Here is a 14,128-nt window from a genome sequence, read left to right on the forward strand (position 1 = left end):
AATATTCACGAGGCCTATCTTATCGGGCGAACGCGTTTTGGCAATGGTAAAGCTGTAAAGAAGTGTCTGGCAGATAAGCGATTTGCCCTCTCCCGGCCGGGAGAGGGCGGTCAATTACAGATTCTCGCCGTTGCTGGCGATGACTTCTTTGTACCAGTTAAAGCTCTTCTTGCGCGAGCGGGACATGTCGCCGGTGCCGTCGTCGTGTTTGTTGACGTAGATGAAGCCGTAGCGTTTGCTGTACTGCCCGGTAGTGAAGGAGACGCAGTCGATGCAGCCCCATGGGGTATAGCCCATCAGATCGACGCCGTCATAAGTGACCGCTTTGATCATCTCTTCGATGTGGGCGCGCAGATAGTCGATGCGGTAGTCATCGTTGATGCTGCCGTCGGCTTCGACTTTATCGTAGGCGCCAAAGCCGTTCTCGACGATAAACAGCGGCTTCTGGTAGCGCTCATACAGTTCACACAGGGAATAGCGCAGACCGACCGGGTCAATCTGCCAGCCCCAGTCGGAGGCTTTGACGTGCGGGTTCGGCACGCTGCCTTCGAAGCCGGAAATGGCGTCGCCGGTGCCGCCTTCGGCTTTCACCGCGTTGGTCATGTAGTAGCTGAAGCCGAGGTAAGCGCAAGTGCCTTCGCGCAGGATCTGCGCATCGCCATCTTCCATCTTGATGTTGAAGCCGCGGCGCTCCCACTCATTCAGCACATAGCTCGGGTAGTAACCGCGCAGTTGGACGTCGGTAAAGACGTAGCGCTCGCGCATCGACTCCTGGGCAAACATGACATCTTCCGGTTTGCAGGAGTAAGGGTAGAGGGCGACCATCGCCAGCATGCAGCCGACCTGCATGTCCGGGTTGATGCGCCGCGCCGCTTTCACCGCCAGCGCGCTGGCGACGAACTGATGGTGCAGCACCTGGTACATGGTCTCTTCCGGATTGTCATGCTCGGTATAGACCACCCCGGAGCAGCAGTAGCCGAACAGCGGCGCGCGCCAGTTGCGCTGGTTGTTGATCTCGTTGAAGGTCATCCAGTATTTCACTTTGTGCTTATAGCGCTCGAAAACCACTTCGGCAAAGCGCACAAAGAAATCGACCACTTTGCGGTTGGTCCAGCCGCCGTACTGCTGCACCAGGTGCAGGGGCATCTCGAAGTGGGAGAGGGTGATCACCGGCTCGATGTTGTATTTCAGCAGCTCGTCGAACATGTCGTCGTAGAACTTCAGTCCCTCTTCATTCGGCTGGGTTTCGTCACCCTGCGGGAAGATGCGGGTCCAGGCGATGGAGGTGCGGAAGCATTTGAAGCCCATCTCGGCGAACAGTTTGATGTCTTCTTTGTAGCGGCCGTAGAAATCGACCGCTTGGTGGTTGGGGTAATATTTGCCGGCTTCCACCTGGTGGGTGATTTCACGCGGCACGCCGTGCGCCCCGCCGGTCAGCACGTCGCAGATGCTGGGGCCTTTGCCGCCCTGATCCCAGCCGCCTTCAACCTGATGCGCGGCAACCGCGCCGCCCCATAAAAAATCTTTCGGAAGGGTTAATTTTTTCATCCTGGCTAATCTCTCTAATAACTATTGCGCTCGAGTCTAGCAAAGTGAAATTGAATGTCACGATATAACAAATTTCTCCAAAGGTAATATGTTACATCAAAAAAACAGGCTGTTATTTTTAGCTGATTTTGCGCGCTAATTTACGCCCGAGCGATTCGAGAATATAGATCACTGGAATTTGCGTGGTAATATCGTAGACGCCGCCAATGCGGGTCTGCGGGACGTGCCAGGAGAGATTGAAATCGGCCAGTTTGGCCAGCCGCGAATGCTCGTGACTGGTAATCGACATCACCTTGCAATGATGCAGGCTGAACTGGCTGGCGAAACGCAGGATCTCTTCTGTTTCGCCGGAGACGGAAAGCACGATCGCCAGCGCGTTGCGGGCCATATCGTTGGTCACCGGAAAATAGGGGTCGTCAATATGGTTGCTAAATTTCCCGACGTTGGAGAAGAAACGGGCGCCATATTTCGCCAGCGCGCCCGAGGTGCCCGCGCCGACAAAAATAATACGTTCTGAGGCGAGAATAATATCGACGGCCTGGTCTAGTAACCCATCGAACTCGTCATTATTAACGCTTTTAAAAAAGCTCATGATTTCACTGGCGCCGATATTTGCCTGTTGAGGCTCGTTCTGCTCAAGATATAATTTAAAACGTACGCGAAATTCAGAGTAGCCCTCGCACTGCAGTTTGCGGCAGAAGCGCAACACGGTGGTGGTGGAGACGCCGGCGGCTTCGGCCAGTTCGCGGATGGTCATGTACATCACTTTGTCGCGATTCTTTATGACGTAGTGGTAGACCATCATCTCAAGATTATTGAGACTGGCGACAGCGGCGTGGGAGAACATACTCACAGGGCGAACTCACAATTCATAATGACCAGGACGGAATTATATCATGCAGGCCAATGACATTACCTTTTTTCAGCGTTTTCAGAACGACATCCTCGCCGGGCGCAAAACCATTACTATTCGCGATGCGGCGGAGTCGCACTTTAAGGTCGGCGATGTGCTGCGCGTTGGGCGCTATGAAGACGACGGCTATTTTTGCACCATCGCCGTGACCGCGACCTCGACAGTGACCCTCGATACGCTGACTGAACAGCATGCTCAACAGGAGAATATGACCCTGGGGCAGCTGCGGCAGGTCATCAGCGACATCTATCCTGGCGAGAGCCAGTTTTATGTCATTGAATTCAAAACGCTTTAAGGTAAGCAGGAACAGCTGTGAGTTGAAATAAAAATTTAACCTTTTGATTTTAATGTATTTACAAATATACATCTTTTTATTTTAGCTAACAGGTGTTCACTGGAATCATTCTCAGTTACCCTAAGTGAGCAATGAAAGCGTTCTTGTTTTCAGGAGTCCAATATGGTGCGCAAACCATTAATCACTCAGGGATATTCTCTGGCAGAGGAAGTTGCCAACAGCATCAGCCACGGGATCGGGCTGGTGTTCGGTATCGTCGGGCTCGTGCTATTGCTGGTGCAGGCGGTGGACACCAACGCCAGCGCGACGGCGATCACCAGCTACAGCCTGTACGGCGGCAGCATGATTATGCTGTTCCTCGCCTCCACGCTCTATCACGCGATCCCGCATCAGCGGGCGAAACAGTGGCTGAAGAAATTCGACCACTGCGCTATCTACTTGTTAATCGCCGGGACCTATACGCCGTTTTTGCTGGTGGGGCTGAACTCGCCGCTGGCGAAGGGGCTGATGATCGTCATCTGGAGCCTGGCGCTGCTGGGGATCCTGTTTAAGCTGACCATCGCGCACCGCTTTAAAATTCTGTCGCTGGTGACCTATCTGACCATGGGCTGGCTGTCGCTTATTGTGGTCTATCAGCTGGCGGTGAAGCTGGCGGTGGGTGGCGTAACGCTGCTGGCGGTTGGCGGGGTGGTGTACTCACTGGGGGTCATCTTCTACGTCTGCAAACGTATTCCCTATAACCACGCTATCTGGCACGGCTTCGTGCTCGGCGGCAGCGTGTGTCACTTCCTGGCGATTTATCTTTACATCGGCCAGTCCTGATAAACATCCCACGGTGGCGCTGCGCTTACCGTGGCTACGATACTCTGCGGCCGGGTAGCCCGGCTAAGGCGCAAGCGCCGCAAGCCGGGAACTTTTCCTTAATCTTCTTCCAGCGAATACGGCAATGGTTTGATGCTCAGACTGCCGGCATCGTCGCGCACGCGGAACACGCTGTCCGGTTCCATGTCATTATTCATCACTACCTGGACCATCAGGCTTCCGTCATCCAACTGTACGGCTGCCAGCACCGTACCGGTGCGGCGCCAGTTGTCGCCCATCTTCAGCTCCAGGTCTTCCCCGGCCTCCGGCACCCGGCTGGCGGTACCTGACAGCGTCCACAGCGCGCGCTTATTGGCGCCGCGGAATTTCGCCCGCGCCACCATCTCCTGACCGGTGTAGCAGCCTTTTTTGAAGCTGATGCCGCCCAGCGCCTGCAGGTTGGTGGCCTGCGGAATGAACTGCCCGCTGTTGGCGCTGTCGATAACCGGCAGACCGGCTTCAATATTCAGCGCCAGCCACTGCTGGCTGTTGTTGAGCTGCGCTTCGCCGCGCAACGCGTCGGTGACGCGGTTGGCGGTGTCGACATCGGTCACCAGCAGGAAGCGCTCGCCCGGGTGCTCAAACCACAGCAGGCTGGTGGCGCCTTCGCTGACCACCGGAGTGGCGGCGTCGGGCAGAGCGGCGAACAGCGGCGCCAGCGCGGCGCGCGCCTGGAAGCCGGCCACCCCCAGCAGAACCAGATCGTCGTTGGCGGCGATGGTGACTTTGGAGAAGACGGCATATTTTTTCAGCTCGGTCAGCTGCGCGTCGCGCAGGCTGCGGCGTTCAATCCACGCGAAGCCGCCGTCGCGACGGAATACGCGCAGGTTGCTCCACATCTTGCCTTTGGCGTCACAGTGGGCGGCAAGCAGATGCTGAGCATCGGTGAGACTGCTCACATCGGCGGTAATCTGCCCCTGCAGGTATTTTTCGCTGTCTGGCCCGCTAATCGTCGCCAGCGCCCAGTCATCCAGGGTCATCAGCGTTAACGGCAGACGAGCGGAAGAGGAAGGCTGACGCGGAGGAAAAGGTGTAAAAGCCATAGTCATATCCTGAATCGCTTAACGCAGTGTGTGTGACCAATGGTAAAAGAGCTATAGTGCATTGCAAGTGCTTTCAACAGGCCATTTGTGCGCTGACGTTTGGTGAAGGCCCGGCGCGGGAAAACAATAAGCCCATCATTATTTTATGGTTTTTATGGAAGGATGCTCGCATTCAGCGATATTCCTGTAAAGTTACGGCAGAAAACGGGTTAAACTAACCAATATTTTGCTGCTGGAAGGTCAACATGGACATTAACAATAAAGCACGTATCCACTGGGCATGCCGCCGCGGGATGCGCGAACTCGACATCTCCATCATGCCGTTCTTTGAGTATGAGTACGATACCCTCAGCGACGCTGACAAACAGCTGTTCATTCGCCTGCTGGAAAATGACGATCCGGATCTGTTCAACTGGCTGATGAACCACGGCAAACCGGCCGATGCGGAGCTGCAGCGGATGGTAACCTTAATTCAGACACGGAATCGGGAACGTGGTCCTGTGGCAATCTGATCTCCGTATCTCCTGGCGCGCGCAGTGGTTTTCCCTGCTGCTCCACGGCGTTGTGGCGGCGCTGGTGCTGCTGGTTCCCTGGCCGTTAAGCTACACCCCGATCTGGCTGCTGCTGCTGTCACTGGTGGTCTTTGACTGTGTGCGCAGCCAGCGACGGATCCATGCCCGTCGCGGCGAGATAAAACTGCTCACCGATTCCCGGCTGCGCTGGCAAAACGCCGACTGGGAGATCCTCGGGACGCCGTGGGTCATCAACAGCGGAATGCTGCTGCGTTTGCGCCATGTCGATACCCGACGCGGTCAGCATCTGTGGCTGGCGGCGGACAGCATGGATGCCGGAGAGTGGCGGGACCTGCGCCGGTTGGTGCTGCAAAAACCGGCGCAGGAGTAAGCCGCGTCAGGAAAAGTGTTCGGCCATTTCGCCGAGGATCTGCTCGCACCAGCTCTGGATGCGCTCGTCGCTCAGGTCGTACTGGTTGGTTTCATCCAGCGCCAGGCCAACGAACAGTTGGCCATCCGCGATCACCGGTTTCGGGCTGGTGAACTCATAGCCTTCGGTTGGCCAGTAGCCGACAAACTTCACGCCTTTGGTCGCCAGCTTGTCATGCAGCATGCCCAGCGCGTCAAGGAACCATTCGCCGTAGCCCAACTGATCGCCCATGCCGTAGAGCGCGACGATTTTGCCCTCCAGGTCCAGGGTGTCCAGCTGGTCCCAGACCGCTTCCCAGTCTTCCTGAATTTCGCCGAAATCCCAGGTCGGGATGCCGAGGATCAGTACGTCGTACTGGCTCATCAGCGCGGGGGAGTCATCTTTCAGATTGTGCAGCGTCACCAGCTCGGGGCCGATGATATCGCGGATTTTCTCCGCGGCCATTTCGGTATAGCAGGTACTGGAGCCGTAAAACAGACCTATATTCATCGCGTAAACATCTCGATTCTTGCCGTGAATGGCGGGCAGTGTACCAGAAAGGCGTCCTCTTAAGGCATAATGAGAGCGTTTAACGAACAAAGAGGCCGATGTGAAACAGGATCTGGCACTAATCGAACAGTTTCTCGATGCCCTTTGGCTGGAGCGCAACCTGGCGGAGAATACGCTCAGCGCCTATCGTCGTGATTTGACGATGCTCGTGGAGTGGCTGCACCATCGCGGTCTGTCGCTGGCAAGCGTCGGCAGCGACGACCTGCAGGCGCTGCTGGCCGAGCGGCAGTCCGGCGGCTATAAAGCCACCAGCACCGCGCGCCTGCTGAGCGCTGTGCGTCGCTTCTTCCAGCATCTGTACCGGGAAAAAATTCGCCCGGACGACCCCAGCGCGCTGCTGGCCTCGCCAAAGCTGCCGCAGCGGCTGCCGAAGGATCTCAGTGAGGCGCAGGTTGAGCGTCTGCTGCAGGCCCCGCTGGTGGAGCAGCCGCTGGAATTGCGCGATAAAGCGATGCTGGAGGTGCTGTATGCCACCGGCCTGCGCGTTTCGGAGCTGGTGGGGCTGACGATGAGCGACATCAGCCTGCGACAGGGCGTGCTGCGGGTGGTGGGGAAAGGCAACAAAGAGCGGCTGGTGCCGCTGGGGGAAGAGGCGGTACTGTGGGTGGAAAATTACCTCGAGTATGGTCGCCCCTGGCTGCTGAACGGCGTGGCGTCGGATGTCTTATTTCCCAGTCAGCGCGCCCAGCAGATGACGCGCCAGACCTTCTGGCACCGGATTAAACACTATGCCGTGCTGGCGGGGATCGACAGCGAAAAGCTCTCCCCGCACGTGTTGCGCCATGCGTTCGCCACGCATTTGCTCAATCATGGCGCCGACCTGCGTGTGGTGCAGATGCTGTTAGGACACAGCGATCTCTCCACCACGCAGATTTACACCCACGTGGCGACCGAGCGTCTGCGACAACTTCATCAACAGCACCACCCGCGGGCGTGAGTGCTGAATAAAAGGACTGAGTATGAAAAAAGGTTTATTGATGTTCACCCTGCTGGCGGCTTCCCTTTCCGGGGCGGCGCATGCCGATAGCGCGGCAATTAAACAGTCGCTGGCGAAGCTGGGTGTACAGAGCACCGATATTCAACCGTCGCCGGTTTCCGGGATGAGCACGGTGCTGACCGACAGCGGCGTGCTGTATGTCACCGACGATGGCAAGCACATCATCCAGGGGCCGATGTACGACGTGAGCGGCGCGCAGCCGGTCAACGTCACTAACCAGCTGCTGCTGGGGAAGCTGAACGCGCTGAGCAACGAAATGATTGTCTACAAAGCGCCGAAGGAGCAGCACGTCATTACCGTCTTCACCGACATCACCTGCGGTTATTGCCACAAGCTGCATGAGCAGATGAGCGACTACAACGCGCTGGGGATCACCGTGCGCTACCTGGCCTTCCCGCGCCAGGGACTGCAGAGCCAGGCGGAGCAGGACATGAAGGCCATCTGGTGCGCGAAAGATCGCAACCAAGCGCTGGATGACGCCATGAACGGCAAGGGCGTGCAGCCGGCGAGCTGCAGCGTGGATATCGCCAAACATTACACCCTCGGCGTGCAAATGGGCGTCAACGGCACCCCGGCGATGGTCCTCAGCAACGGCATGGTGCTGCCGGGCTATCAGGGGCCGAAAGAGCTGAAGGCGTTCCTCGACGAGCATAAAAAACAGACAAGCGGTAACTGATTCGCGTGAAACAACAGATACAACTACGCCGCCGCGAGGCGGTTGACGGCGTCGATTTACCCGCCGATCTGCCGCCGCTGCTGCAGCGGCTGTATGCCAGCCGCGGGGTGCGCAGCGCCCAGGAGCTGGAGCGCAGCGTCAAAGGCATGCTCCCCTGGACACAGCTCACCGGCGTTGAAAAAGCGGTCGGGATGCTGCACGACGCATTTCAGAAAGGGCTGCACATTGTCGTGGTCGGCGATTTTGACGCCGACGGCGCCACCAGCACCGCGCTCAGCGTGCTGGCCCTGCGCGCGCTGGGCTACGACAACGTCTCCTACCTGGTGCCGAACCGTTTTGAAGACGGCTACGGCTTAAGCCCGGAAGTGGTCGATCAGGCTCACGCCCGCGGCGCGCAGATGATCATGACCGTCGACAATGGGATCTCGTCCCATGCCGGCGTCGATCATGCCCATGCCCTGGGGATCCCGGTGCTGGTGACCGATCACCACCTACCGGGGGAGACGCTGCCGGCGGCGGAGGCCATCGTTAACCCTAACCTGCGCGATTGCGACTTCCCATCGAAATCGCTGGCCGGGGTGGGGGTGGCGTTCTATCTGATGCTGGCGCTGCGCACCTTTCTGCGTGATAACGGCTGGTTCGACGCCCGCGGCATCGCCGCGCCGAACCTTGCCGAGCTGCTGGATTTGGTGGCGCTTGGCACCGTTGCCGACGTCGTGCCGCTGGATGCTAACAACCGTATTCTCACCTGGCAGGGGTTAAGCCGCATTCGCGCCGGCAAGTGCCGGCCCGGCATTAAGGCGATGCTGGAGATTGCCAACCGCGATCCGCAAAAGCTGGCGGCCAGCGACCTCGGTTTCGCCCTCGGGCCGCGCCTGAACGCGGCGGGACGGCTGGACGACATGTCGGTCGGCGTCGCGCTGCTGCTGTGCGATAACATCGGCGAAGCGCGCGTGTTAGCCAACGAGCTTGACGCGCTCAACCAGACGCGCAAAGAGATCGAGCAGGGGATGCAGGCGGAAGCGTTGACCCTGTGTCAACAGCTGGAACGCAGTAGCGACACCCTGCCCGGCGGGCTGGCGATGTACCATCCGCAGTGGCACCAGGGGGTGGTCGGCATCCTCGCCTCGCGAATTAAGGAACGTTTCCACCGGCCGGTGATCGCCTTTGCGCCCACCGGCGACGGCACGCTGAAAGGCTCCGGCCGCTCCATTCAGGGGCTGCATATGCGCGATGCGCTGGAGCGCCTTGATACGCTCTATCCGGGGCTGATCCTGAAGTTCGGCGGCCACGCGATGGCGGCAGGATTATCGCTGGAAGAGGCGCGCTTTGAGGAGTTTCAGCAGCGCTTCGGCGAGCTGGTGACCGAGTGGCTGGATCCCGCGCTGTTGCAGGGCGAGGTGGTCTCCGACGGCCCGCTGACGGCGGCGGAGATGAGCATGGAAGTAGCGCAGATGCTGCGCGACGCCGGGCCGTGGGGACAGATGTTCCCGGAACCACTCTTTGACGGCCGTTTCCGTCTGCTGCAGCAGCGGCTAGTGGGCGAGCGTCACCTGAAGGTGATGGTCGAGCCAGTTGACGGCGGCCCCCTGCTGGACGGTATCGCCTTCAACGTGGATACTTCCATCTGGCCCGACAACGGCGTGCGCGAAGTCCAGTTAGCCTACAAGCTCGACATCAATGAGTTCCGCGGCAACCGCAGCCTGCAGCTGATCATCGATCACCTCTGGCCAAATTGACAACAGTGTATGAATAAGGGCGCGAATCCGGTAGAATTCCGCTCTTATCACCGCATTTTGACAAATCCATTAAAAGAAACCGACCATGTTTGAAATAAATCCGGTAAAAAACCGCATTCAGGACCTCACGGAGCGCTCCGACGTTCTTAGGGGGTATCTTTGACTACGATGCCAAGAAAGAGCGTCTCGAAGAAGTAAACGCCGAGCTGGAACAGCCGGACGTCTGGAACGAACCTGAACGCGCTCAGGCGCTGGGTAAAGAGCGTTCTTCCCTGGAAGCCATCGTAGATACCCTGGATCAGATGTCCCAGGGGCTGGAAGACGTTGCCGGCCTGCTGGATCTGGCCGTGGAAGCGGACGACGAAGAGACCTTCAACGAAGCCGTCGCCGAGCTGGATACGCTGGAAGAGAAGCTGGCGCAGCTTGAGTTCCGCCGCATGTTCTCCGGCGAATACGACAGCGCCGATTGCTACCTTGATATTCAGGCCGGTTCCGGCGGCACCGAAGCCCAGGACTGGGCCAGCATGCTGATGCGCATGTACCTGCGCTGGGCGGAAGCGCGCGGCTTTAAGACCGAAATCATCGAAGAATCCGAAGGTGAAGTCGCAGGGATTAAATCCGTGACCATCAAGATCATTGGTGATTACGCCTACGGCTGGCTGCGTACCGAAACCGGCGTTCATCGTCTGGTGCGTAAGAGCCCGTTCGATTCCGGCGGCCGCCGTCATACCTCCTTCAGCTCCGCGTTCGTTTACCCGGAAGTCGAAGACGATATCGATATCGAAATTAACCCGGCCGACCTGCGCATTGACGTATACCGCGCCTCCGGCGCCGGTGGGCAGCACGTTAACCGTACAGAATCCGCGGTGCGTATTACCCACATCCCGACCGGGTTGGTAACGCAGTGCCAGAACGACCGTTCGCAGCACAAAAACAAAGACCAGGCCATGAAGCAGATGAAAGCGAAGCTTTATGAGCTGGAGATGCAGAAGAAAAATGCCGAGAAGCAGGCGATGGAAGACAACAAGTCCGATATTGGCTGGGGCAGCCAGATCCGCTCTTACGTGTTGGATGACTCGCGTATTAAAGATCTGCGTACCGGGGTGGAAACCCGCAACACTCAGGCGGTGCTCGACGGCAGCCTGGACCAATTTATCGAAGCAAGTTTGAAAGCAGGGTTATGAGGAACCAACATGTCTGAACAACAAGCACAGGGCGCTGACGCGGCAATTGACCTTAATAATGAACTGAAAACCCGTCGCGAGAAGCTGGCTGCGCTGCGTGAGCAGGGCGTCGCTTTCCCGAACGATTTCCGTCGTGACCATACCTCTGACCAACTGCACGCTGACTTCGATGGCAAAGAAAACGAAGAGCTGGAAGCGCTGAACGTTGAAGTGGCCGTGGCTGGCCGCATGATGACCCGTCGTATCATGGGTAAAGCGTCCTTCGTCACCCTGCAGGACGTTGGCGGCCGCATCCAGCTGTACGTGGCGCGTGACGATCTGGCGGAAGGCGTTTACAACGACCAGTTCAAAAAATGGGACCTCGGCGACATCATTGCCGCCCGCGGTAAGCTGTTCAAGACCAAAACCGGTGAGTTGTCTATCCACTGCACCGAGCTGCGTCTGCTGACCAAAGCCCTGCGCCCGTTACCGGACAAGTTCCATGGCCTGCAGGATCAGGAAGCGCGCTATCGTCAGCGTTACCTCGACCTGATCTCCAACGATGAATCGCGCAAGACCTTCAAAGTGCGTTCGCAGATCCTGGCGGGCATCCGTCAGTTCATGGTTGGCCGCGGCTTTATGGAAGTGGAAACCCCGATGATGCAGGTGATCCCGGGCGGCGCTTCCGCGCGTCCGTTTATCACCCATCATAACGCGCTGGATCTGGACATGTACCTGCGTATCGCGCCGGAACTGTACCTCAAGCGTCTGGTGGTGGGCGGCTTCGAACGCGTCTTCGAGATCAACCGTAACTTCCGTAACGAAGGGATCTCCGTTCGTCATAACCCAGAGTTCACCATGATGGAACTCTACATGGCTTATGCGGATTACAAAGATCTGATTGAGCTGACCGAATCCCTGTTCCGCACCCTGGCGCAGGACATCCTCGGCAACACTGAAGTGCCTTACGGCGACCAGGTGTTCGACTTCGGCAAGCCGTTTGAAAAACTGACCATGCGCGAAGCGATCAAGAAATACCGTCCGGAAACCGAGATGGCGGATCTGGATAACTTCGATTCCGCGAAAGCGATCGCTGAGTCTATCGGCATCAAAGTGGAGAAGAGCTGGGGTCTGGGCCGTATCGTGACCGAGATCTTCGAAGAAGTGGCGGAAGCGCACCTGATTCAGCCGACCTTCATCACCGAATACCCGGCGGAAGTTTCTCCGCTGGCGCGCCGTAACGACGTGAACCCGGAAATCACCGACCGCTTTGAATTCTTCATTGGCGGCCGTGAGATCGGTAACGGCTTTAGCGAGTTGAACGACGCCGAAGACCAGGCGCAGCGCTTCCAGGATCAGGTTGATGCGAAAGCCGCAGGCGACGACGAAGCAATGTTCTACGATGAAGACTACGTGACCGCGCTGGAGCACGGCCTGCCGCCGACCGCCGGTCTGGGTATTGGTATCGACCGCATGGTGATGCTGTTCACTAACAGCCACACCATCCGCGACGTGATCCTCTTCCCGGCAATGCGTCCGCAGAAATAATCGCGTCTTGTGCATTGCAAAAAACCCGGCTTGCCGGGTTTTTTTATGTCTGACGTGAGGTCTGAAGGCTGGCGTAACCCGACTCAGCGCAGGCCGGGGGCTCCCGGATGGCGGCGTAAACGCCTTATCCGGGCTACGCAACAGCGCAGAACCGTAGGCCTGTGCAAGCGTAGCGCCGCCAGGCAACGATGACCGTTATGGCGCCGCTTTTTACGCCGGGTGGTGGCGGCAGCGAGACGAGTCAGCTTACCCGCGCAGACGCGCAACAAAGTCGGTCAGCGCCTGGCGGGCGTCCCGATTTTCCGCTTCCAGCACCATCCACGGGCTAAACGCCCAGGGCGTGGCGGCCAGCGCGCTTAACATCGTTGCCAGGTCAACCCACTGATAATCCATGACTTCATCGTCATTAGGCTGCACTTCGCTCACCACGCGCGCGGCATACACCGGGCATACTTCGTTCTCAACGATACCGTTTGGGGCGACCGCCCGGTAGCGGAAGGCCGGGTGAACCGGCGCGATATCGGCGATCTCCACGCCGAGTTCGAAGCGGCAGCGGCGCGTGACGGCCTGCTCGAAGGTCTCGCCCTGCTGGGGGTGTCCGCAGACCGAGTTGGTCCATACCCCGGGCCAGGCTTTTTTGCCCAACGAACGACGAGTGACCAGCAACTGACCCTGCTGGTTAAACAGCCAGCAGGAAAACGCGAGATGTAAAGGGGTATCAAGCGTATGGGCGGCATACTTCTCCAGCATACCGGCAGGCTGATCCTGCTCATCCAGTAAAATGACGTGTTCCCCGGCCATGACGACTCCTGAAAATAAAAAAAGACCCGGCACAAACCCGCCGGGTCATGTACTCAGGCCACTAGGTTAGCCCATAAATGGCAGAAAGGCATTACCAAAACAAGCCCTGGAGGCGGCTCTGTGAGCGGCCACCCGCATGTTGGGGAAGACCATCATGACGTGCGGCACCAACAGCAATCACTGTTCGTCACGGGCCGTATTCGATGGCTGGGGGGATTGGTTTCGCCATCAGGGATGACGCCCTGCGCCGCGGACTGGTATGATATTCGCCCTGATTGCGAGGTAAGTGGTTGTGTTAAGTGCAGGATGCCTGATGATGAAACGCGTTTATATGACACTGATGCTGGTGGTAAGCCTGGCGCTGGCTGGCTGCTCCAGCACCTCCGATTCCGGTACGACCTACACCGTTAAACGCGGCGATACCCTGTATGGCATCTCCCGCACCACCGGCACCAGCGTTCGCGATCTGGCCCGCCTGAATAACATCTCCCCGCCTTACACCATTGAGGTGGGGCAGAAGCTGAAGCTTAACGGCAGCAGTTCAACGAAGACAACGAAGAAAAAATCTTCCTCTACGCGCACCGCGGCGGTCACGCCTTCGTCCGCAGTACCTCAGTCCTCCTGGCCGCCGGTGGGGCAGCGCTGCTGGCGCTGGCCGACCAGCGGCAAAGTGGTCCTGCCTTATTCCACCGCCGATGGCGGCAATAAAGGCATTGATATCGCCGGAACCCGCGGCCAGCCGGTGTATGCCGCCGGGGCGGGCAAGGTAGTCTACGTCGGCAATCAGCTGCGCGGCTATGGCAATCTGATCATGATTAAGCACAGCGAGGATTACATCACCGCCTATGCCCACAACGATAAGCTAATGGTGAATAATGGCCAGAGCGTGAAGGCCGGCCAGCAAATTGCCACCATGGGCAGTACGGATGCCGACTCAGTGCGGCTGCATTTCCAGATCCGCTACCGGGCGACGGCCATCGATCCGCTGCGTTACCTGCCGCCGCAGGGAAGTAAACCTAAGTGCTAAAAGGTTATTTTATCGCCAGTCAGCAT

General features: G+C 58.2%; 15 protein-coding genes. 10 read left to right on the plus strand and 5 right to left on the minus strand.

The window, feature by feature from the left end:
- Positions 1-114: 114 nt before the first annotated feature.
- Together bglA and MKS11_RS01700 are read right to left on the minus strand one after the other, a co-directional pair.
- Positions 115-1,548 (minus strand): 6-phospho-beta-glucosidase BglA, encoded by a 1,434-nt coding sequence (bglA, locus tag MKS11_RS01695; protein ID WP_004205314.1) that lies wholly within the window; start codon positions 1,546-1,548, stop codon positions 115-117.
- A 118-nt stretch (positions 1,549-1,666) separates the two neighbouring features.
- Positions 1,667-2,395 carry a MurR/RpiR family transcriptional regulator gene (locus tag MKS11_RS01700; protein WP_004205316.1) on the minus strand — a complete coding sequence of 243 codons (729 nt, stop codon included), beginning with the start codon at positions 2,393-2,395 and terminating at the stop codon, positions 1,667-1,669.
- Positions 2,396-2,444: 49 nt separating this feature from the next.
- On the opposite strand from MKS11_RS01700, the gene yqfB reads away from it, so the two are divergent.
- Both yqfB and trhA read left to right on the plus strand, forming a co-directional pair.
- Positions 2,445-2,756: a N(4)-acetylcytidine aminohydrolase gene (gene yqfB / locus MKS11_RS01705; RefSeq protein WP_004205318.1), complete on the plus strand. Its 312-nt coding sequence runs from the start codon at positions 2,445-2,447 to the stop codon at positions 2,754-2,756.
- A gap of 162 nt (positions 2,757-2,918) precedes the next feature.
- Positions 2,919-3,578 (plus strand): PAQR family membrane homeostasis protein TrhA, encoded by a 660-nt coding sequence (gene trhA, locus MKS11_RS01710; RefSeq protein WP_004205319.1) that lies wholly within the window; start codon positions 2,919-2,921, stop codon positions 3,576-3,578.
- A gap of 98 nt (positions 3,579-3,676) precedes the next feature.
- Here trhA and ygfZ read toward each other — a convergent pair whose 3' ends face one another.
- Positions 3,677-4,660 carry a tRNA-modifying protein YgfZ gene (gene ygfZ / locus MKS11_RS01715; protein ID WP_017899798.1) on the minus strand — a complete coding sequence of 328 codons (984 nt, stop codon included), beginning with the start codon at positions 4,658-4,660 and terminating at the stop codon, positions 3,677-3,679.
- A 245-nt stretch (positions 4,661-4,905) separates the two neighbouring features.
- Between ygfZ and sdhE the strand changes: the two genes are divergently transcribed.
- Positions 4,906-5,172, plus strand: coding sequence for an FAD assembly factor SdhE (sdhE, locus tag MKS11_RS01720; RefSeq protein WP_002916312.1), 267 nt, complete (start codon positions 4,906-4,908; stop codon positions 5,170-5,172).
- The gene (locus tag MKS11_RS01725; protein WP_004205323.1) at positions 5,153-5,563 is read left to right on the plus strand and encodes a protein YgfX; all 411 of its coding nucleotides are present in this window, start codon (positions 5,153-5,155) and stop codon (positions 5,561-5,563) included. The genes sdhE and MKS11_RS01725 overlap by 20 nt, the downstream gene beginning before the upstream one ends.
- Before the next feature lie 6 nt (positions 5,564-5,569).
- On the opposite strand, the gene fldB is transcribed toward MKS11_RS01725, so the two are convergent.
- Positions 5,570-6,091 carry a flavodoxin FldB gene (gene fldB, locus MKS11_RS01730; protein WP_004205324.1) on the minus strand — a complete coding sequence of 174 codons (522 nt, stop codon included), beginning with the start codon at positions 6,089-6,091 and terminating at the stop codon, positions 5,570-5,572.
- A gap of 100 nt (positions 6,092-6,191) precedes the next feature.
- On the opposite strand from fldB, the gene xerD reads away from it, so the two are divergent.
- The 5 genes from xerD to lysS all read left to right on the plus strand — a co-directional run bounded on the left by xerD (position 6,192) and on the right by lysS (position 12,274).
- A complete protein-coding gene (gene xerD, locus MKS11_RS01735; protein ID WP_004144729.1) occupies positions 6,192-7,088 on the plus strand; it encodes a site-specific tyrosine recombinase XerD in 897 nt (298 codons plus the stop codon).
- Positions 7,089-7,110: 22 nt separating this feature from the next.
- Positions 7,111-7,824, plus strand: coding sequence for a bifunctional protein-disulfide isomerase/oxidoreductase DsbC (dsbC, locus tag MKS11_RS01740; RefSeq protein ID WP_004205326.1), 714 nt, complete (start codon positions 7,111-7,113; stop codon positions 7,822-7,824).
- 5 nt (positions 7,825-7,829) lie between these two features.
- Positions 7,830-9,563, plus strand: a complete 1,734-nt coding sequence (gene recJ, locus MKS11_RS01745) for a single-stranded-DNA-specific exonuclease RecJ (protein ID WP_087770924.1) — start codon at positions 7,830-7,832, stop codon at positions 9,561-9,563.
- An 85-nt stretch (positions 9,564-9,648) separates the two neighbouring features.
- Positions 9,649-10,747 (plus strand): peptide chain release factor 2 gene (gene prfB / locus MKS11_RS01750; protein ID WP_095858446.1). Its coding sequence is split into 2 segments (ribosomal slippage): positions 9,649-9,723 and positions 9,725-10,747, totalling 1,098 coding nucleotides; the frame shifts between segments, so codons are not numbered across the junction.
- Positions 10,748-10,756: 9 nt separating this feature from the next.
- Entirely contained in the window at positions 10,757-12,274 is a 1,518-nt protein-coding gene (gene lysS, locus MKS11_RS01755) for a lysine--tRNA ligase (RefSeq protein ID WP_002916299.1), read from the plus strand.
- Between the two features lie 246 nt (positions 12,275-12,520).
- Here lysS and idi read toward each other — a convergent pair whose 3' ends face one another.
- Positions 12,521-13,075: an isopentenyl-diphosphate Delta-isomerase gene (idi, locus tag MKS11_RS01760; protein ID WP_004205328.1), complete on the minus strand. Its 555-nt coding sequence runs from the start codon at positions 13,073-13,075 to the stop codon at positions 12,521-12,523.
- Between the two features lie 313 nt (positions 13,076-13,388).
- Between idi and actS the strand changes: the two genes are divergently transcribed.
- On the plus strand, positions 13,389-14,102 hold the full coding sequence (gene actS / locus MKS11_RS01765; protein WP_017899801.1) for an amidase activator ActS: 714 nt from the start codon (positions 13,389-13,391) through the stop codon (positions 14,100-14,102).
- The last annotated feature ends 26 nt before the right edge of the window (positions 14,103-14,128 follow it).

The organism is Klebsiella sp. K5-45, assembly GCF_030128605.1.
GTDB classification, from domain to species: Bacteria; Pseudomonadota; Gammaproteobacteria; order Enterobacterales; family Enterobacteriaceae; genus Klebsiella; species Klebsiella quasipneumoniae.

Excerpts from the sequence above, each read along its gene's own strand:
- bglA (WP_004205314.1), bottom strand. The coding sequence starts at position 1,548 with ATGAAAAAATTAACCCTTCCGAAAGATTTTTTATGGGGCGGCGCGGTT.
- MKS11_RS01700 (WP_004205316.1), bottom strand. The coding sequence starts at position 2,395 with ATGTTCTCCCACGCCGCTGTCGCCAGTCTCAATAATCTTGAGATGATG.
- yqfB (WP_004205318.1), top strand. The coding sequence starts at position 2,445 with ATGCAGGCCAATGACATTACCTTTTTTCAGCGTTTTCAGAACGACATC.
- trhA (WP_004205319.1), top strand. The coding sequence starts at position 2,919 with ATGGTGCGCAAACCATTAATCACTCAGGGATATTCTCTGGCAGAGGAA.
- ygfZ (WP_017899798.1), bottom strand. The coding sequence starts at position 4,660 with ATGGCTTTTACACCTTTTCCTCCGCGTCAGCCTTCCTCTTCCGCTCGT.
- sdhE (WP_002916312.1), top strand. The coding sequence starts at position 4,906 with ATGGACATTAACAATAAAGCACGTATCCACTGGGCATGCCGCCGCGGG.
- fldB (WP_004205324.1), bottom strand. The coding sequence starts at position 6,091 with ATGAATATAGGTCTGTTTTACGGCTCCAGTACCTGCTATACCGAAATG.
- dsbC (WP_004205326.1), top strand. The coding sequence starts at position 7,111 with ATGAAAAAAGGTTTATTGATGTTCACCCTGCTGGCGGCTTCCCTTTCC.
- lysS (WP_002916299.1), top strand. The coding sequence starts at position 10,757 with ATGTCTGAACAACAAGCACAGGGCGCTGACGCGGCAATTGACCTTAAT.
- idi (WP_004205328.1), bottom strand. The coding sequence starts at position 13,075 with ATGGCCGGGGAACACGTCATTTTACTGGATGAGCAGGATCAGCCTGCC.
- actS (WP_017899801.1), top strand. The coding sequence starts at position 13,389 with ATGATGAAACGCGTTTATATGACACTGATGCTGGTGGTAAGCCTGGCG.